General features: G+C 69.0%; 13 protein-coding genes. 6 read left to right on the top strand and 7 right to left on the bottom strand.

Translation table 11 applies throughout. The annotated features are described in order from the left end of the window. Positions 1–32 precede the first annotated feature (32 nt). The 5 genes from ABZ664_RS31630 to ABZ664_RS31610 all read right to left on the bottom strand — a co-directional run bounded on the left by ABZ664_RS31630 (position 33) and on the right by ABZ664_RS31610 (position 5,173). On the bottom strand, positions 33–782 hold the full coding sequence (locus tag ABZ664_RS31630; RefSeq protein WP_362517893.1) for a phytanoyl-CoA dioxygenase family protein: 750 nt from the start codon (positions 780–782) through the stop codon (positions 33–35). A 354-nt stretch (positions 783–1,136) separates the two neighbouring features. Continuing rightward, entirely contained in the window at positions 1,137–2,156 is a 1,020-nt protein-coding gene (locus tag ABZ664_RS31625) for a glycosyltransferase (RefSeq protein WP_362517890.1), read from the bottom strand. A gap of 7 nt (positions 2,157–2,163) precedes the next feature. Next, complete coding sequence (locus ABZ664_RS31620; RefSeq protein WP_362517887.1) at positions 2,164–3,366, bottom strand: hypothetical protein; 1,203 nt, start codon at positions 3,364–3,366, stop codon at positions 2,164–2,166. 151 nt (positions 3,367–3,517) lie between these two features. Then, the gene (locus tag ABZ664_RS31615) at positions 3,518–4,378 is read right to left on the bottom strand and encodes a class I SAM-dependent methyltransferase (RefSeq protein ID WP_362517884.1); all 861 of its coding nucleotides are present in this window, start codon (positions 4,376–4,378) and stop codon (positions 3,518–3,520) included. Between the two features lie 129 nt (positions 4,379–4,507). Beyond that, on the bottom strand, positions 4,508–5,173 hold the full coding sequence (locus ABZ664_RS31610) for a phytanoyl-CoA dioxygenase family protein (protein ID WP_362517881.1): 666 nt from the start codon (positions 5,171–5,173) through the stop codon (positions 4,508–4,510). A gap of 1,175 nt (positions 5,174–6,348) precedes the next feature. Between ABZ664_RS31610 and ABZ664_RS31605 the strand changes: the two genes are divergently transcribed. From ABZ664_RS31605 to ABZ664_RS31590, 4 genes are all read left to right on the top strand, one after another. Next, entirely contained in the window at positions 6,349–9,951 is a 3,603-nt protein-coding gene (locus ABZ664_RS31605) for a discoidin domain-containing protein (RefSeq protein WP_362517878.1), read from the top strand. 252 nt (positions 9,952–10,203) lie between these two features. Continuing rightward, positions 10,204–12,105, top strand: a complete 1,902-nt coding sequence (recQ, locus tag ABZ664_RS31600; protein ID WP_362517875.1) for a DNA helicase RecQ — start codon at positions 10,204–10,206, stop codon at positions 12,103–12,105. Between the two features lie 135 nt (positions 12,106–12,240). After that, positions 12,241–12,903 carry a TrkA family potassium uptake protein gene (locus tag ABZ664_RS31595; RefSeq protein ID WP_362517872.1) on the top strand — a complete coding sequence of 221 codons (663 nt, stop codon included), beginning with the start codon at positions 12,241–12,243 and terminating at the stop codon, positions 12,901–12,903. A gap of 114 nt (positions 12,904–13,017) precedes the next feature. Next, positions 13,018–13,914: an LLM class F420-dependent oxidoreductase gene (locus ABZ664_RS31590; protein ID WP_362517869.1), complete on the top strand. Its 897-nt coding sequence runs from the start codon at positions 13,018–13,020 to the stop codon at positions 13,912–13,914. Positions 13,915–14,015: 101 nt separating this feature from the next. On the opposite strand, the gene ABZ664_RS31585 is transcribed toward ABZ664_RS31590, so the two are convergent. Continuing rightward, a complete protein-coding gene (locus ABZ664_RS31585) occupies positions 14,016–14,651 on the bottom strand; it encodes a hypothetical protein (protein ID WP_362517866.1) in 636 nt (211 codons plus the stop codon). A 221-nt stretch (positions 14,652–14,872) separates the two neighbouring features. Beyond that, on the bottom strand, positions 14,873–15,850 hold the full coding sequence (dapD, locus tag ABZ664_RS31580; protein ID WP_362517862.1) for a 2,3,4,5-tetrahydropyridine-2,6-dicarboxylate N-succinyltransferase: 978 nt from the start codon (positions 15,848–15,850) through the stop codon (positions 14,873–14,875). 95 nt (positions 15,851–15,945) lie between these two features. Between dapD and ABZ664_RS31575 the strand changes: the two genes are divergently transcribed. Both ABZ664_RS31575 and thrS read left to right on the top strand, forming a co-directional pair. Continuing rightward, entirely contained in the window at positions 15,946–16,548 is a 603-nt protein-coding gene (locus ABZ664_RS31575) for a glycoside hydrolase family 25 protein (RefSeq protein WP_362517859.1), read from the top strand. A gap of 69 nt (positions 16,549–16,617) precedes the next feature. Beyond that, a complete protein-coding gene (thrS, locus tag ABZ664_RS31570) occupies positions 16,618–18,585 on the top strand; it encodes a threonine--tRNA ligase (protein WP_362517857.1) in 1,968 nt (655 codons plus the stop codon). The last annotated feature ends 134 nt before the right edge of the window (positions 18,586–18,719 follow it).

Below are 18,719 nucleotides of genomic sequence, written 5' to 3'. Positions count from 1 at the left end.
CGTACGCCCCGGGGGCGTGACCGGCATGCCGGTCACGCCCACGTCATCCAGGGCCGATGTTCCGGGTCGGTGACCTCGACCGGGGCACTCATGAACACCAGTACGTACGCGCGCCGTGGTTGGCCGGTCTGGTTCGGTCCGGCGTAGTGCGGGGTCCGGAAGTCGTGCATCACCGCGCCGCCGGGCGCCAGCGGACATGCGACCCCGGCAGCCGGGTCCACCTCGTCGGTCATCAGACCGCGGATACGGTCGTCGTTGTCGATGTGGTGGTGGGGGAGCACCGGACCGAGGTGGCCGCCGGGCAGGTAGTGCAGGCAGCCGCTTTCGACCGTGGCATCGTCCAACGTCGTCCAGATACTCAGCCCACGACGGCTCCACCGCGGGTCCATGTACGCCTCGTCCTGGTGCCAGGGTGTCGGGGCACCGTACCGGGGCGGTTTCAAAATGGCGTGTCCGTAGAATTCCAACTCGTTCTCGGGGATGGCCAGAAAGGCCGACGCGATAGCCCGGCACCGTGCGAAATGCGCGCTTTCCAGCAATTCTGGAACGTATTTCTCTGGCCGGACTATCTGTGGCAGCAATGGCGACTCTTCGCGGTCGGCCTGGCCTGCGATGTCGTAGTAGTTCTCCGCGCCCGGAATTCCGCGCTGGACGAACAAGCGATCGTACACTTCCCGTAACCACGCCACTTCGGACTCGTTCGCCACCTGGGGTAAGATCGCGAATCCATTACGGCGGAACTCCTCCAGAGTACGACGGTCGATGGTGCTCGCCCCGCTCAAGTCGTCTCCTCTCCTAAGGACGTCTCCCGATGCACAGGATACGCGGACCGGTTCACCGTGAGCACTAGACCGGGGTGTAAATTAGGGGATTGCCTATAATTTTATGAAAAACCGCGTGAGAGTCGAATTTCACATGGTCGCTGTGCCGCACTTGCCGCAATGAGCCCTTCCGGGTAACGGATCATGGATTGGCGTGACCTTGATTCTTGGATTCTTGGATTCTCGGATTCGCGGATTCCCGCGACCCGGATGAGCCCTCGCCGGCCGCGCGCCTGCCCGATCGGGCCGCCGTGCAGCCGGGCGCCGCCGCTCGACGTGCCGTTCGCACCGCCCAGGTGGCGGACACGGGGGCGGTCAGGACCAGGTATGACCCGCGAGCACCTCGTGGTAGATCGTCGCGAACTGCTTGGCGACGACGACGTGATCCCACTGCCGCAGCGCTGCGGCCCGGACGGAGCTCGGCTCGGGCAGACCGGCCAACGAGGCACGAGCCTGCGCGGGTGTGAACGACGAGCCTTCAGAGACGACGACCCCGACCGACGGCACGATCTCGGCCAGGCAGCCGTTGGAAGTACCGATGACCGGGGTGCCGCACGTGGCGGCCTCGGACACCACGGTCGACCCGGGCTCACACCACACCACACCCCAGGGGCCCATCGTGCTCTGGGACAGCACCATGATCGCGGCCGCGCGGGAAAGCAGTTCCAGCCGTCGCTCACCCCCCACCTCGCCGACGAAATCGACGGTGTCCCCGAAGTCGCGCTCGATCCGCCGCAGATACTGCTCCTCCCAGGACGGTCCGGCCATGACCAGACGGCGCCCGGCGGCGGATGCGAACGCGGCGGCCTCGTAAGCGCCTTTCCACTCCGAGATGCGCCCCAGGTAGAGGAGGTAGTCGTCCTTGTCGGCCCGGAACTGGTAGCGCGCCTGATTGACCGAGATGCGTACCACCGGCGCGATGTCGTTTCCGGCCTGGGCGCGCTGGGCGTACGAGGCGTACACGCAGTTGCGCGGATACGTCGGCCGGCCGGTGAGGTGATGGGTGGAGAGGTATGCCATTCCCGCCGGGAGCCGGTCAGGGTCGATCTGCCCGCAGGAGAAGTCGTGCACGACATCCACGGTCGACGCCTCCGGGCCGTTCAGCCAGGCGTACATGTCTTCGATCTCGCCGGCGTCCACCACGGTGACCGCCGGTGAGGCGGGCGTGGTGCCCGGCGCGCCGAGCAGGAACACCTCGTGGCCGAGCTCCAGCAGGCCGTCCATGTGGTTGGCCACGATCCAGTGGATTCCCGCGTAGCCCTGCGGCGGAACGGTGATCCACTGGCTTGGATCGGTCGGCAGCCGTAGCGCCATGGTTACCAGTACGACGCGCATCAGCTTCTCACTTCCCCATACTCCGGTACGGCGCGGGCAGGTCGCGCATCGGGTCATGCCGCGGTCGCCACCCGGCATTCGCCTGTTCGGTGTTGCGGCCTTTCTCGATGAACGCGAGGTTGTGGTACAGATGGATCCCGGTCACGCCTCGGTCCGTGTAGGACGGCTCGTAGGGGCCTTCATGAAGACGATCGCGATGGTGCAAACCGTCGACAAGCGTCTTCAGGAAACCGACCGACGTGGCGGGATCGGCCAGGTCGACGCCGTTTCCTCCCCATTCGGGCCAATACGAAGTGTGCAGGTCCTCGATCACATACATGCCGCCGGGACCTACGTGCGGGAAGAGCGCGTTGAACGCGGTGATGACGTGGCTGCTGACATGACTGCCGTCATCGACCACGATGTCAAACGGGCCGTACCGCGCCGCGAGGTCGGTGAGGAACGCCGAGTCGGCCTGATCCCCGCGGATCGTGATGATTCGCGGCTCGTCCAACAGCGACTTGTCGTACACATCGAGCCCGTACACCATGCTTCGGTGAAAGTAGTGCTTCCACATGCGCAGGGAGGTGCCTCCTGCGCCGGGGTCGTGATAGCCGCCGATGCCGATCTCCAGCACGGTCATCCGCTGATCGCGGTATCTGCCCAGATGCCGCTCATAGTGTGAGGTGTACCAGTGCCCGCCCCACTTGTCCGAGCCGAAGCGCACGGCCAGAGCAGTCAGGTCCCCGCGGTACGGGCCGCACGCCTGCAGGACCTGATACGCCGCTCGGGTCGCCTCGTCACGCTGAACCATCCACGGATCGTCGGGCTTGTACTCGGCCGGCCCGGGCTCGTCTTTCATCACCACCTCGCGGTCGGCTCCGGCGCGCGGGTCACTCGGCCCGAACACGTCACGGACCAGCGCCGGCAGGTCGTACCTGAGACACACCCACGGGTCGTCGACCCGGCCAGGGCGCGCCTGCTGACCGCCGGGACCGACGGTCAGCAGGTACGGAATCCGTCCCGAGCCCGGGACGTCCACTTCGAACTGGACGATCACCGGTGACCCGGGCCCGGGGTACAGGCCCGCGCGGCCGGACACTTCGCCGATGGTCGCGGCCACGACCGACTCCGGATCCTCGGCCGCGAGCCGGGCGGCGGCGTCGGGGGCGTCCGCCAAGGAGAGCAGGCGTTGGATGAGCGGGATCTGTGGTCGGGCGTGGATCGGCATGCGCACCTCCGGGTTTGCGATCGACTCATCGGGAGCGCCCAGGGCTCGGCTTCCTCGACGCGGGGTATGACGATCAAGGAGAAGATCCCGGTGGAGGCCCGAGCCGTGATCAACCGCGGCACGTCCTCGCCGTGAACCGTCGCAGGTCGGCTCACGTACCGGTCTCTCTCGCCACAGCGGTGTCCCTCGCGTCGGCTGCCGCGCTTTCGGGTTTTCCGGCGATGAGCAGGATGTCCAGGTAGAAGGTGCTCTCCGGGCCCTCTCGGTGGCGGAGATCTCCGAACGCCCGGTCGAGGTACGTATCCATCGCCTTGGGCAGGAGACGGTCCACCAGCCACAGCGTCCGGAGGACCAGTCCGACCGGGCCGCCACCGGGCCAGCCGTGGTCGCGCCCGTACCAGCGGAGCAGGAACAGCAGCCCGCGCGGACCGCAGGTCAACTTCACCGTCCGGTCGACCACGAACCCGGCTCGCCTGGCCTGCAGGGCCAAGCCGTCGGCCGTCCAGCGCCACAGATCCTGACCGCCGTGTTCCTCCCACACACCGTGGGTGGACAACACCAGCCGGCCGCCGGGCCGTAACAGCCGAAACGCCTCGCGCAGGTAGGCGTCCGCGTCGGTGACATGCTCCAGAACCTGGGTGGACAGCACGCCGTCGAAGGCCCCGTCGGGAGCCGGGCAGTTGCCGTCGCGGTCGAGCGCGTGATCGGCGCGGTAGGACTCACCGCCGGGGATGTCGGCCGTCTGCAGCTCGGCCACCGCGAACAGTTCACGGTACGGCGACGTGCCCGAGCCATAGTCGAGCCAGACGCCGGAAGCGTCGCGCAGCGCCTCGGCGAGCGCCTCGCGGAGGTCGAGAAAGTGGACGTAGGCCCAGTCTCCGCGGCGCGGCCTGGTCCGCTCGCGGAAACGCTCGGCCATGACCTCGTGGAGCGAGGGCTCCGCCGCGGTGGCCGGTCGGCCACCCAAGCGCGACTTCTTACCCACCGCAGACACCCAATCCAGCAGGCTCACCACCGCCGGCACTCCTCGTACGGTATGCGGATGTGACATTCCGGGATCACCGCGTCGCGTGGTCGTGCCGCGGCATTCGGCTTCAAGCTGTCCGACCTTTCTTCCCGACGCGGACGGGCCACCGCGACGTCAGGGCTCGAGGGAGATCGCTGGATCGGCGAACTCGATGACGATGGTTCGGCGCCATCGATCGCTGGGGTTCGGGCCGGATCCGTGCACGAGCCGGACGTCGTGCACCACGACGTCCCCCTCCTCGGAGGGCACCGGCACCCGTGGGCCGGCGTCCCGTACGGCCTCGACGGCCACGTCGACGGGCAGCAGGTGGGAGCCGGGAACGCCCTCCAGACAACCGTTGCCGGGGCCCGCTGCGTCCAGGCAGATGCTTATGTTGCACACGGTGTGCGGAGCGAGGTGGGGACGGTCACGGTGCCACGGCACACCGGCCGCGCGCCGTGGTTCCTTGAGCACAAGGGCGAACGCCGTGGGAACGACCGGCTCTCCGATGAATTCGGCGGCGAGACGGCCGAGTTCGGGTCGGTAGAGTAACTCGGCTTCTGGCCAGTCCTGCTTCTCCAGGTTGTGGATGCGATACAGCACCGGCGGTTGCCCGTCGACGTCGAAGTGCCAGTAGTCGTCGGAGACATAACCCAGGTCGGTAAAACGCGAGATCAACCTCGTGGCGCCCGCCTTGAGCCGGCTGACCACGTCCTGGTCGAGTATCGGTCCGACCCGAACGAAACCGTCGACGCGGAAGCGCTCGATTCGTGCAGTGGGATCCCGTACCACCAGAGTCATGGCTACGCCCGTCCTTTCGACTTGTCCGCCTCGACATTCGTTAACCCGAGTCTTCCGGCGTCTTGAAATAGCGGTAATCGACGGTCTTCACATCCGGAGCCGAAATTCGACATCGGACACGTCGTTGGCTCAGCCATTGTCTGCCGGATCCTGACTCAGGACTCGGCGCTCAATCACATTGCGGCCCACAGGATTTGACCTTATCGAGTCGCACGCGATAACTGACTAGTGGTTTCACCACAGGTGGCCGATGGCCGGCGCCGACCGCTGTTCGACATGCCGCCTCATTCTGCTTCTTCCACTTCTTTCACTTCCGGTGAAAACCGGGTCGCTCGCCGGAGAGGTCTTTTCGGCGCCCCAGGCCGTCCCTCGGTGAGTGTCTCGGCGCCGGATTCCCCGGTCTCCTGGACCGGGCGGACGTCCGGTCTCCGGGGGAGCACGGCGCCGGAGGCGGTCGCCGCCGCTCGGGCGGTCCTCTTCGGCCTCCGGGGCAGGAGGGCGGGCCGGGCGGCACAGGAGGCTTCGGGGCGAGGTGAGACGCCCTTCTCGACCCGTTGACGCGGCCGTAGCACGTATGTAACCTTTGGCCAGCGCAGTGCAAAAATATTGCAAACTCCCGTTAAATTCTCTCTGTTCTCTGCAACTTGCGGCAGTGATGTGCTGCTTCGGCGCATCTCTCCCACCCCTTCGGAGAGGTCCCAGGTGATGTCGCTCTCGGCATTGCGCGGCCGATCGCCGCCCTGGCGGTCCCGGTTGCGACACTCATCGCCCCCCGCGCCGACGCTGAACGGCCGTCGACAACAGGGCGTCGTGGCCCGCGCCCGGCGGAGCGTCCCGAGCCGCGACCGGTCAGGGCCCGCCGTCCCGGACACCTCCCGTCCGGGACTCACCGACAGATCCGACGTTCACCGTCGCTCGTCCCGCCGACCGTCTCGAGAAGAGGGACACCGGCGCAAACGGCGACCAGCACCCCCAGCGACGAACGAGGCACGGCTCGCGGCTCGGCCGGCACGGCTCCCACGGCCGGCCCGCCGGATTCCGAGGACCCGGAAGAAGAGGACCGGGGATCGGCGCCTCATGGGCGAGACCACCCCCGGGTGCCGAGCGCGTCGCGCGGCGGAGGCCGCGGCCTCCCTCCCGACCCTGTCGTTCCAGACGAGAGATAGAGGAACGCGATGAGAAAGCAGTACCTGGCGTTACGGCTGATGGCGGCGATGGCCGCGACCAGCCTGCTCGCTCTGGCCGGGGCGGTCACCGCACCGGCCTCGGCGGCGGCCGGCCCCAACCTGGCGGTGGGGAAGGCGGCCTCCTCCAGCAGTGTCAACGCCCCCTACGGCGCGGGCAACGTCACCGACGGCAACGCCACCACCTACTGGGAGAGCAGCAACAACACCTTCCCGCAGTGGGTTCAGGTGGACCTCGGAGCCGTGACCAGCGTCAACCAGGTCGTCCTGAAGCTGCCGCCCGTGGCTGCCTGGAACACCAGGACGCAGACCCTGTCGGTGCTGGCGGGCACGAGCGCCACGCCCACCACAACCGTCGCCGGCTCCGCCGGCCGCACCTTCGACCCGGCGACCGGCAACACGGTGACGATCGACTTCGCCACGACCAGCGCCCGCTACCTCCGGCTGAACATCACCGCGAACACGGGCTGGCCCGCCGGTCAGCTCTCCGAGTTCGAGGTGTACGGACCCGGTTCAGGCGGTGACACGACGCCGCCGAGCACGCCGTCGAACCTGGCCCACACCGAGCCGGGCTCGGGCCAGATCAGGCTGACCTGGAACGCCTCGACCGACAACGTCGGCGTGACCGGATACGACGTCTACGCCAACAACGCCCTGCGCGCCAGTGTGGCGGGCAACGTCCTGACCTACACCGACACCCAGCCGGCCACCGCGACGGTCTCCTACCACGTCAAGGCCAAGGACGCCGCGGGCAACCAGTCGGGAAACAGCAACACCGTCACCCGTACGGGCAGCACCCCGCCGGGGTCGAACCTGGCCGTCGGCAAGGCGATCACCGCCTCCTCCTCGGTCTTCACCTTCGTGGCCGCCAACGCCAACGACGACAACACGGCGACCTACTGGGAGGGCAACGGCGGCAGCTACCCCAACACGCTGACCGTGAGCCTCGGCGCGAACGCCACCCTCAGCTCGGTCGTGGTGAAGCTGAACCCCGACAGCGTCTGGGCGACGCGCACGCAGAACATCCAGGTTCTCGGGCGGGGACAGGGCTCGACCACCTTCACCACCCTGGCCGCCGCGACGAACCACACCTTCGACCCCGCCTCTGGCAACACGGTGACGATCCCGGTCAGCGGTGCCTACGCCGACGTCCAGCTCAGGTTCACCTCGAACAGCGGCGCTCCCGCCGGGCAGGTCGCCGAGTTCCAGGTCATCGGCACCCCGGCGCCGAACCCGGACCTGACGATCACCGGTGTGACCACGTCCCCCGCGTCCCCCGTCGAGACCGACTCCGTCACGCTCTCGGCCACGGTGCGCAACGGAGGCTCCGCGGCCTCCGGCGCGACGAACGTCAACTTCTACCTGGGCACCACCAAGGTCGGCACCGCCCCGGTCGCCGGGCTGGCCGCCGGAGCGTCCGCCACGGTGTCGGCCGTCGCCGGTCCCCGCGACGCGGGCAGCTACCCGCTGAGCGCCAAGGTCGACGAGGACAACACCGTCATCGAGCAGAACGAGTCGAACAACACCTTCACGAGCTCCGCCCCGCTCGTGGTCAGGCCGGTCGACACCTCCGACCTGGTCGCCACGACCGGCTGGACCCCCGGCAACCCGGCCGGAGGCAACGTCGTCACCTTCTCGGTGGCCATCAAGAACCAGGGCACACTCGCCTCCGCGAGCGGCGCCCACGGCATCACGCTCACCGTGCTCAACGAGGCGGGCACCGTCGTCCGTACCCTGACCGGCTCCCACACCGGCGTGATCGCACCGGGTGCCACCACGAGCCCGGTGAACCTGGGCACCTGGACGGCGGCGAACGGCAAGTTCACCGTCAGGACGGTCCTCGCCGACGACGCCAACGAGCTGCCGGTCAAGCGGGCGAACAACACCACCACCCAGCCGCTCTTCGTCGGTCGTGGCGCCAACATGCCGTACGAGATGTACGAGGCCGAGGACGCCGTCGTCGGCGGCGGGGCGGTGGTGGTCGGCCCCAACCGCACCATCGGCGACGTGGCGGGTGAGGCGTCGGGCCGCAGGGCCGTGACGCTGAACAGCACGGGCAGCTACGTCGAGTTCACCACCAAGGCGAGCACCAACACCCTGGTCACCCGCTTCTCCATCCCCGACGCCCCGGGCGGCGGAGGCATCGACTCGACGCTGAACATCTACGTCAACGGCACCTTCCTCAAACCGATCAACCTGACGTCCAAGTACGCCTGGTTGTACGGCCCCGAGGCCGGCCCCAACAACTCGCCGGGCTCCGGCGGGCCGCGTCACATCTACGACGAGGCCAACGTCATGCTGGGGACCACCGTCCCGGCAGGCAGCAGGATCAGGCTGCAGAAGGACCCCGCCAACACCACGACGTACGCGATCGACTTCATCAACACCGAGCAGGTCTCGCCGATCGCGAACCCCGACCCCGCCAGGTACACGACCCCCACCGGCTTCACCCACCAGGACGTGCAGAACGCCCTCGACCGGGTGCGGATGGACACCACCGGCACCCTGGTCGGCGTCTATCTCCCTGCGGGCACCTACCAGACGGCGAGCAAGTTCCAGGTCTACGGCAAGGCCGTCAAGGTCGTCGGCGCCGGCCCCTGGTACACCCAGTTCCGGGCGCCCGGCAACCAGGACAACACCGACATCGGCTTCCGCGCCGAGGCCAGCGCGAACGGTTCGTCCTTCGCGAACTTCGCCTACTTCGGCAACTACACCTCCCGCATCGACGGGCCGGGCAAGGTGTTCGACTTCGCCAACGTCGCCGACGTGGTGATCGACAACATCTGGAACGAGCACATGGTCTGCCTCTACTGGGGCGCCAACACCGACCGGGTGACGATCAAGAACTCCCGCATCCGCAACATGTTCGCCGACGGCATCAACATGACCAACGGCAGCACCGACAACCTCGTCAGCAACAACGAGGCCCGTGCCACCGGAGACGACAGCTTCGCGCTGTTCTCCGCCATCGACGCCGGCGGCGCCGACATGCGCGGCAACGTCTACGAGAACCTGACGTCGATCCTGACCTGGCGGGCCGCGGGCGTCGCGGTCTACGGCGGGTACGACAACGTCTTCAGGAACATCTACATCGCCGACACCCTCGTCTACTCCGGCATCACGATCAGCTCGCTGGACTTCGGCTACCCGATGAACGGCTTCGGCGCCAGCCCGCCCACCAGGTTCGAGAACATCTCGATCGTCCGTGCCGGCGGTCACTTCTGGGGACAGCAGGTCTTCCCGGCGATCTGGGTCTTCTCCGCCTCCAAGGTCTTCCAGGGCATCCGCGTGAGCAACGTGGACATCGTGGACCCGACCTACGGCGGCATCATGTTCCAGACCAACTACGTCGGCGGTCAGCCGCAGAACCCGGTCACCGACACGATCTTCACGAACGTCTCGATCACCGGTGCCAGGAAGAGCGGTGACGCCTTCGACGCCAAGTCCGGCTGGGCCGTCTGGGCGAACGAGATGCCCGAACCGGGCCAGGGCCCGGCGGTCGGTTCGGCCACGTTCAACAACCTCCGGATGAGCGACAACTTCCAGAACGTCAAGAACACGACGTCGACCTTCACGATCAACGTCAACCCGTGATCCCCCAGGAGACCCGAAGGAGGGCCGGGGGAGAACAGTAGGAAAAGCGGTGTCGCCGGGAGGTCTGCCCCTCCCGGCGACGCCTTTTCCGCTTCCACTTCCGCCGAACCGGTCCGGAACCGGTACACCCCCGCCCCGCGCCGATGCCTTGGCCTCATACAGCCGGGTATGGCCTGGTGTGGTGCCGGGCGACGCCCGCGTTCGCGGCCTGTTCGTCGCCGACCGGCGGGAAGATCCTCGTACACTGTCCCGATGGCTTCCCCCGAGAACGGCCCCGAGGCGAGCGACGCGTCGCGGGTCCTGCAGCGCGTCTTCGGCTACGACTCGTTCCGGGCGGGCCAGCAGGAGATCATCGAGCATGTCGTCTCCGGAGGCGACGCCCTCGTGCTCATGCCGACCGGTGGTGGCAAGTCGCTGTGCTACCAGATCCCCGCCCTCGTGCGTAAGGGCACGGGAGTGGTGATCTCACCGCTCATCGCGCTCATGCAGGACCAGGTCGACGCCCTGACCGCCCTCGGCGTACGGGCCGGGTTCCTCAACTCCACCCAGGACTTCGAGGAGCGCCGCGCCGTCGAGTCGGCCTTCCTCTCCGGAGAGCTGGACCTGCTCTACCTGGCGCCGGAGCGCCTGCGGGTCGACGCGACGCTGCGGCTGCTCGACAGCGGAGTGATCTCGCTGTTCGCGATCGACGAGGCCCACTGCGTGGCCCAGTGGGGGCACGACTTCCGGCCCGACTACCTCGCCCTGTCCGCGCTGCACGAGCGCTGGCCCGACGTGCCGCGCGTCGCGCTGACCGCGACGGCCACCAGGGCCACCCACGCCGAGATCGCCTCCCGCCTCAGCCTGGAAGAGGCCCGCCACTTCGTGGCGAGCTTCGACCGTCCCAACATCCAGTACCGCATCGCTCCCAAGAACGAGCCCAAGCGGCAACTGCTGGAGCTGTTGCGCACCGAGCACGCGGGCGACGCGGGCATCGTCTACTGCCTGTCGCGCAACTCGGTCGAGAAGATCGCCGAGTTCCTGGTGCAGAACGGCATCGAGGCGCTGCCCTACCACGCGGGGCTCGACGCCCGCGTCCGCGCCGCCAACCAGGCGCGCTTCCTGCGCGAGGACGGCCTCGTCATGGTCGCCACGATCGCGTTCGGCATGGGCATCGACAAGCCCGACGTGCGCTTCGTCGCCCACCTCGACCTGCCCAAGTCCGTCGAGGGCTACTACCAGGAGACCGGCAGGGCCGGGCGCGACGGCCTGCCCTCCACCGCGTGGCTCGCGTACGGCCTCCAGGACGTCGTGCAGCAGCGCAAGATGATCGACACCTCCGAGGGCGACGACGCCCACCGGCGCCGACTCGCCACCCACCTGGAGGCGATGCTCGCCCTGTGCGAGGCGGTCGAGTGCCGCCGCGTGCGGCTGCTCGCCTACTTCGGCCAGGAGGGCACCGCCTGCGGCAACTGCGACACCTGCCTGTCGCCTCCGGAGTCGTGGGACGGCACGGTCGCCGCGCAGAAGGTCCTGTCGACCGTGTTCCGGCTCATGCGCGAACGCCGACAGAAGTTCGGCGCCGGTCAGATCATCGACATCCTCCTCGGCAGGAAGACGGCGAAGGTCATCCAGCACGACCACGACGGGCTGACGGTGTTCGGCATCGGCACGGAGCTGAGCGAGGCCGAGTGGCGCGGCGTGGTGCGCCAGCTGCTGGCGCAGGGACTGCTCGCCGTGGAGGGCGACTACGGCACGCTGGTGCTGACCGAGGCGAGCGCGGAGGTCCTGGGCCGCAGACGCCAGGTACCGCTGCGGCGTGAGCCGGAGAGGGCGCCGCGCGCCGCCAAGGCCTCCCGGTCCTCGGCGACCTCCACCTCGCGCCGGGCCGAGCCCGTCGAGATGCCGCAGGAGGCGATCCCGGCGTTCGAGCTGCTCCGCGCCTGGCGCGGGGCCACCGCGAAGGAGCAGGGCGTGCCCGCGTACGTGATCTTCCACGACGCGACCCTGCGTGAGATCGCGACCAGGGCACCATCGTCCCTGGCCGAGCTGGGCACGGTGAGCGGGGTTGGGGAGAACAAGCTGGCCAAGTACGGCCGGCAGGTTCTCGACACCCTCGCGGGATCCGCGGGGGAGGCCGAGGAGGGCGAGGAAACCCTTCTGGAGTTCCCCTGAGATAGAATCGGGCGAATTCGGGCCTGAGGGCCCGCCCAGTGAGACGCATAGAGGAGCCTGGAGGCTGTCGTCCGCCTCCGGGCTCCTCGCATTGGCGGACCCCCGTGGCCGCGGACTCCCGAAAGAGGACGATCGTTGGCTGACAGAAGGAACGATCCGGTGGTGGTCGTCGGGCTCGGCCGCTTCGGCAGCTCCCTCGCGGTCGAGCTGTTTCGCAGGGGCACCGAGGTGCTGGCGATCGACAACCGCCCCAAGGTGGTGCAGAGCCTGGCGGGAAAGCTCACCCACGTCGTCGTCGCGGACTCCACCGACATCGAGGCGCTGCGGCAGATAGGGGTACCCGACTTCTACCGGGCCGTGGTCGCGATCGGCACCGACCTGGAGTCCAGCATCCTCACCACGTCCCTGCTCGTCGAGCTGGAGATCGAGGACGTCTGGGCCAAGGCGATCAGCCGCGAGCACGGCCGCATCCTGGAGCGGGTCGGCGCCCATCACGTGATCCTTCCCGAGCACGACATGGGTGAGCGGCTGGCCCACCTGCTCAACGGGCGGATGCTCGACTACATGGAGGTGGACGGCGACTACGCGGTGGTCAAGACCCGCCCGCCCCGCGAGTACGTCGGCGTGCCCCTGGGCGAGTCCAACCTGCGGCGCAAGTACGGCGTGACCGTGGTGTGCGTGAAGGGCCAGTACGACGAGTTCACCTACGCCGACGCGGGGACCGTGCTGGGGTACGGGGACGTCATCGTCATCGCGGGCAAGATCGAGCAGGTGGAGCGGTTCACCGAACTCCCGTGAGCCCTCCCCGGCCGTTCGCGCCGTGCGCCCGTGACTCGCCGTGTCCGGGTCACCGTGTGCTCGCCGCGATCGATCTAGACTGGGGGAAACTTACTAGAATGGAGTTCTGTAGCGATGCGATTCGGACTGTTCCTCAGCGGCTCCCAGAAACCGGACGCGCTCGGCGACGTGCGGGAAAGCATCGCCCGCGGGGCCGATGACGGCTTCTCCTCCGTCTGGATGTCCCAGACGTTCGACCTCGACGCCCTGACGGCGCTCGCCGTGGCCGGAAGCCAGGTGCCGGGGATCGAGCTCGGCACCGCCGTCGTCCCGACCTACCCGCGCCACCCGGCGGCCCTCGCCCAGCAGGCGCTCACCGTCAACGCCGCCCTCGGCGGGCGGCTCGCCCTCGGCATCGGCCTCTCGCACCAGATCGTGATCGAGGGTATCTACGGCATGAGCTTCGAGCGGCCCGCCCGCCACATGCGCGAGTACCTGTCGATCCTGATGCCGCTCGTACGCGGGGAGAACGTCTCCTTCGAGGGGGAGACCCTCACGGCACGGCTGGGCCTGAACACGCCGGGCCCGAGGGACATGCCCGTGCTCATCGCCGCCCTGGCCCCGAGGATGCTCAGGCTGGCCGGGGAGGTGGCGGACGGCACCGTGCTGTGGATGACCGGCGCCAAGACGGTGGCCGAGCACGTCGCCCCCGCCGTCACCGAGGCCGCTCGGGCCGCGGGGCGCCCCGAGCCGAGGATCGTGTGCGCGCTGCCCGTCTGTGTCACCGACGACGTCGAGGCGGCGAGAGCACTGGCCGCCGAGCGATTCGAGATCTACGGCCAGCTGCCGTCGTACCGGGCGATGCTCGACAGGGAGGGCGCCGAAGGGCCGGCGGACGTGGCGATCGTCGGAGACGAGGACGAGGTGTCGGCGCGGATCGAGGCGCTCGCCAAGGCCGGGGTCACCGACTTCGTCGCCGCCGAGTACTCCCCGGGCACCCGGACGCGGGAGTTCCTCAAGAGCCTCCTGTGAAGGCTCTTACGCCCCTGCCGCCCGGCGCCCCGCGAGCAGCCGCCGGTGACGTCGATCCTCCGAGGGCTCTTTCTCCCCTGCCACCCACGTAGGGGGCCCGCTCAGACGCCGAAGGCGCTCAGGGCCGCCCACGCCGTCCCCGCCCCGACGGCGGTCCCCGCTGCGACCTGGGCGGGTGTGTGGTGGGTGAGCCTGACCCGCGCCCAGCACACCGTCGCCACGACGAGCGCGCCCGCGACCAGCGTGGGCGCGGCGGGCAGCACATGGGCCAGCACCACCACGGTGCCCGCCGACACGGCCGCGTGGAAGGAGATCTTCCACCGGAAGGTGATCGGGACCGTCACCGCGAGCGCGGCCAGCATCGCGGTCACCGTGGCCACCAGAAGCCGGGGGGCACCCAGCAGGATCAGCAGCGTCAGCGCGACGACCACCGAGGCGACCGCGACCAGCAGCGGAACCGTACGGCTCGCCCGGTCGACCAGGTGGTGGGAGTCGAGGCGCCCGGAACGGACCCCGTTCAGGATCACCAGGGCCGGGATCCCACCGCACAGGGCCGAGGCCACCAGGCCCCAGACGGCACCGGGCCAGCCGTCTGCCGTCAGCCCGACGAGCGGAGGCAGCCCGATGACCAGCACCTGCGGCGCGAACAGCCCGGTCACCCACCGGGCCACCGCCCCGGCTGTGCTCTCACCGCCCTCACCGATCTCACCGTCGCCCGCCATCCCCTGACCGGTCATCCGAATCCTTCCAGCGCGGACCGCACCCGCTTAGGCATGAGGGCTGTGACCCCAGCGGCCCCGTCGGCCCCGTGGGGCCACCCTGTCAGCTGAGGGGCCCGCGGACGAACATCCGAGCCCTCGCGGGGCGGCCCCGGAGAGGCGTCCCCGCGGCTCCGCGAGGGCGGCGAGCCACGCGCTCCCCGGAGCCGCTCCCGGACGGAGAGCCGACGACCGGGCGGTCAGTCGTTGGCGTGCAGGACGCTGTTGAGCTCCACGCTCGTCCCCGTACGGGGCACGGCCTCGACCGCGCCCGAAGTGGAGTTGCGGCGGAACAGCAAACCGGAGGCGCCGGAGAGCTCGGACGCCTTGACCACCCGTCCCTCGGGCAGGGTCACCTTGGTCCCGGCGGTGACGTAGAGGCCCGCCTCCACGACGCAGTCGTCGCCCAGGGAGATGCCGACGCCGCTGTTGGCGCCCAGCAGGCAGCGCCGCCCGATGGAGATGACCTGCTTGCCGCCGCCGGACAGGGTGCCCATGATCGAGGCACCACCGCCGACGTCCGACCCGTCGCCCACGACGACGCCCGCCGAGATGCGGCCCTCGACCATGGACGTGCCGAGCGTCCCGGCGTTGAAGTTGACGAAGCCCTCGTGCATCACGGTCGTGCCGCTCGCCAGGTACGCGCCGAGGCGGACCCGGTCGGCCTCGGCGATCCGGACGCCGGTGGGCAGCACGTAGTCGACCATCCGGGGGAACTTGTCCACCCCGTAGACGGTCACCTGACCCCGGGCGCGCAGGCGGAGCCGCACCTGCTCGAAGCCCTCGACGGCGCACGGCCCGTGGCTGGTCCACACCACGTTGCTGAGCAGGCCGAACAGCCCGTCCAGATTCTGGCCGTGCGGCTGGACGAGACGCGACGACAGCAGATGCAGGCGCAGGTAGGCGTCGTGGGCGTCGGCGGGCGCCTCCGACAGTTTCGCGATACCGGTGCGCACCGCGACCACCTCCACGCCACGGTCCTCGTCAGGGCCGAGGAGCGCGGCGACTTCGGAACCGAATTCCTCGGCCGCCTCCCGCTCGGTCAGCCGCGTGGTGCCCGGCGAGGGAGGCTCGCCCAGCCGCGGGGACGGAAACCACGTGTCGAGCACTGTTCCGCCGAAGGTGATGGTCGCGATGCCGGCCGCGTAGGCGCCGGAGGTCTGGGCTGCTGCGTTCACGCCAACCAAGCCTAGCCAAAGCCGCCGCAATGGCAGTACGCCGAGGGGAGCGTCAGGCGTGTGCCCCGCGCCGTCCGACGGTTAGCCTGGCGGCCATGTTGCAGGGGATCGACGTGTCGAACTGGCAGGGCGCCGTCAACTGGGGCGCGCACGCGAAGGGCGGAGTCTCCTTCGCGTTCGCCAAGGCCAGCGAGGGGAGCACCTTCACCGACAAGTGGTTCGCCACCAACTGGAACGGCATGCGCGAGAGCTGGATCGTCTGCGGCGCCTACCACTTCGCCCGTCCCGCGGGAGACCCGGAGGCGCAGGCGGTGCACTTCCTGCGGATCGTGCGGCAGGCAGGGCTGCGCAGGGGGGACCTGCTCGCCCTCGACCTGGAGACCAACGATCACCTGCCGGCGCACAGGGTGGCGCGGTTCGCCCGCGTCTGGTGCCAGGCGGTCATCGCGCTCGCCGGGGTCAAGCCGGTGATCTACACGTTCCTGTCGTTCGCGCGGAACGGCAACTGCGCCGGGCTGGAGCCCTATCCGCTGTGGATCGCCGCGCCCGACCACCCCCGGGGCAGGCCGGAGGTGCCGAGGCCGTGGGACAGGTGGACGATCCACCAGCACTCGAACAGGCCCCTCGACCGCAACGTCTTCCGCGGCACCCGGGCCGAGCTGACCTCCCTGGGCTACCGCCGGAGCCGCGACGCCTGAGAAATCGCGTTGCCGACACCGGTAGCATCGATTCCCAGACCATTCGTCGACCTCTCCCAGGGAGCAACAGTGTCCGCCGTGCCAGAACTTCGTGTCACCATCGCCGGAGCAGCGCGTGTGGTGGCGGGAGGCACGACGTACGGAGAGGCGCTGGAGGCGGACGGCCGCTCGGTGGTCGCCGCCCGCGCCAACGGCGAGCTGAAGGACCTCGCGGCCCCGGTGGCCGAGGGCGACGTGATCGAGCCGGTCCCCGCGGCCAGCCCCGACGGGCGCGCCATCGTCCGCCACTCCACCGCGCACGTCATGGCCCAGGCCGTCCAGGAGATCTTCCCCGAGGCCAGGCTGGGCATCGGCCCGCCGGTCGAGAACGGCTTCTACTACGACTTCGACGTCAAGGACCCGTTCACCCCCGAGGATCTCAAGCGCGTCGAGAAGCGCATGCGCGAGATCGTCAAGCAGGGGCAGCTCTTCTCCCGCAGGCCCGTCTCCGACGAGCAGGCCGCCGAGGAGCTCGCCTCGGAGCCGTACAAGCTGGAGCTGATCGGCCTCAAGGGCGGCGCGGCCGCCGAGGAGAGCGTCGAGGTGGGCGGTGCCGAGCTCACCATCTACGACAACCTCGACGCCAAGACCGGTGAGCTGCGCTGGAAGGACCTGTGCCGCGGCCCCCACGTGCCGACCACCCGGTCCATCCCGGCGTTCAAGCTGATGCGCTCCGGCGGCGCCTACTGGCGGGGCAGCGAGAAGAACCCGCAGCTCCAGCGGATCTACGGCACCGCGTGGGAGTCGCGCGAGAAGCAGGACGAATACCTCCACCTGCTGGAGGAGGCCGAGAAGCGCGACCACCGCAAGCTGGGCGCCGAGCTCGACCTGTTCTCCTTCCCCGACGAGCTGGGCTCTGGCCTGCCGGTCTTCCATCCCAAGGGCGGCGTGATCCGCCGCGTGATGGAGGATTACTCGCGCAGGCGGCACGAGGAGGCGGGATACTCCTTCGTCAACACCCCGCACATCACCAAGGAGAACCTCTACAAGATCTCCGGTCACCTCGACTGGTACGCCGACGGCATGTTCCCTCCCATGGAGCTGGAAGGCGCGAGGTACTACCTCAAGCCGATGAACTGCCCGATGCACAACCTGATCTTCCGGGCGCGCGGGCGCTCCTACCGGGAACTGCCGCTGCGGTTGTTCGAATTCGGGACGGTCTACCGCTACGAGAAGTCCGGCGTGGTGCACGGCCTCACCCGCGTGCGCGGTCTCACCCAGGACGACGCGCACATCTACTGCACCCGTGAGCAGATGCGCGACGAGCTGAAGTCGCTGCTGCGCTTCGTGCTCGACCTGCTGCGCGACTACGGCCTCGACGACTTCTACCTGGAGCTGTCGACCAAGGACCCGGTCAAGTTCGTCGGCAACGACGAGGACTGGGAGGAGGCGACCGAGACCCTGCGCGAGGTCGCCGAGTCCGAGAAGCTGGATCTGGTGCTCGACCCGGGCGGCGCGGCGTTCTACGGGCCGAAGATCTCCGTGCAGGCCCGTGACGCGATCGGCCGCTCCTGGCAGATGTCGACGATCCAGCTCGACTTCAACCTGCCTCAGCGCTTCGAGCTGGAGTACCAGTCGACCGACGGTTCCCGGCAGCAGCCCGTCATGATCCACCGGGCGCTGTTCGGCTCGATCGAGCGCTTCTTCGGCGTTCTGGTCGAGCACTACGCGGGCGCGTTCCCCCCCTGGCTCGCGCCGGTCCAGGTGGTCGGCATCCCGATCGCCGAGGCCCACGCGCCCTACCTTCAGGACCTGGCCAAGAAGGCCCGCGAGCGGGGCATCAGGATCGAGGTCGACGCCTCCGACGACCGCATGCAGAAGAAGATCCGCAACGCCCAGAAGTCCAAGGTGCCCTTCATGCTCCTGGCGGGCGACGACGACATCGCCAACGGCGCGGTCTCCTTCCGTTTCCGCAACGGCGAGCAGAAGAACGGGGTGCCGGTCGACGAGGCGATCGCCGAGATCGTCGACGCGATCGAGCGCCGCGTCCAGGTCTGAGCCCTCTGGGCGGCAGAAGGTCTCCCGTGGAGGGCTAGGAAACCTTTCCACGGGGGGCCTGAGGCGCCACGGGCCATGGGGCCCCGCGAGGTTTCCGGGCCTTTCGGAGGCGCGGGGAGGCCCGAGAAGGCGCA

Origin of the sequence: Streptosporangium sp. NPDC006930, assembly GCF_040635605.1 — a bacterium.
GTDB lineage: Bacteria > Actinomycetota > Actinomycetes > Streptosporangiales > Streptosporangiaceae > Streptosporangium.
This window is presented reverse-complemented; position numbering and strand designations above follow the sequence as displayed.

Bases quoted from the DNA above. Each gene is read 5' to 3' on its own strand.
- ABZ664_RS31625 (WP_362517890.1), bottom strand. From the start codon at position 2,156: ATGCGCGTCGTACTGGTAACCATGGCGCTACGGCTGCCGACCGATCCA.
- ABZ664_RS31620 (WP_362517887.1), bottom strand. From the start codon at position 3,366: ATGCCGATCCACGCCCGACCACAGATCCCGCTCATCCAACGCCTGCTC.
- ABZ664_RS31610 (WP_362517881.1), bottom strand. From the start codon at position 5,173: ATGACTCTGGTGGTACGGGATCCCACTGCACGAATCGAGCGCTTCCGC.
- ABZ664_RS31605 (WP_362517878.1), top strand. From the start codon at position 6,349: ATGAGAAAGCAGTACCTGGCGTTACGGCTGATGGCGGCGATGGCCGCG.
- recQ (WP_362517875.1), top strand. From the start codon at position 10,204: ATGGCTTCCCCCGAGAACGGCCCCGAGGCGAGCGACGCGTCGCGGGTC.
- ABZ664_RS31590 (WP_362517869.1), top strand. From the start codon at position 13,018: ATGCGATTCGGACTGTTCCTCAGCGGCTCCCAGAAACCGGACGCGCTC.
- ABZ664_RS31585 (WP_362517866.1), bottom strand. From the start codon at position 14,651: ATGACCGGTCAGGGGATGGCGGGCGACGGTGAGATCGGTGAGGGCGGT.
- ABZ664_RS31575 (WP_362517859.1), top strand. From the start codon at position 15,946: ATGTTGCAGGGGATCGACGTGTCGAACTGGCAGGGCGCCGTCAACTGG.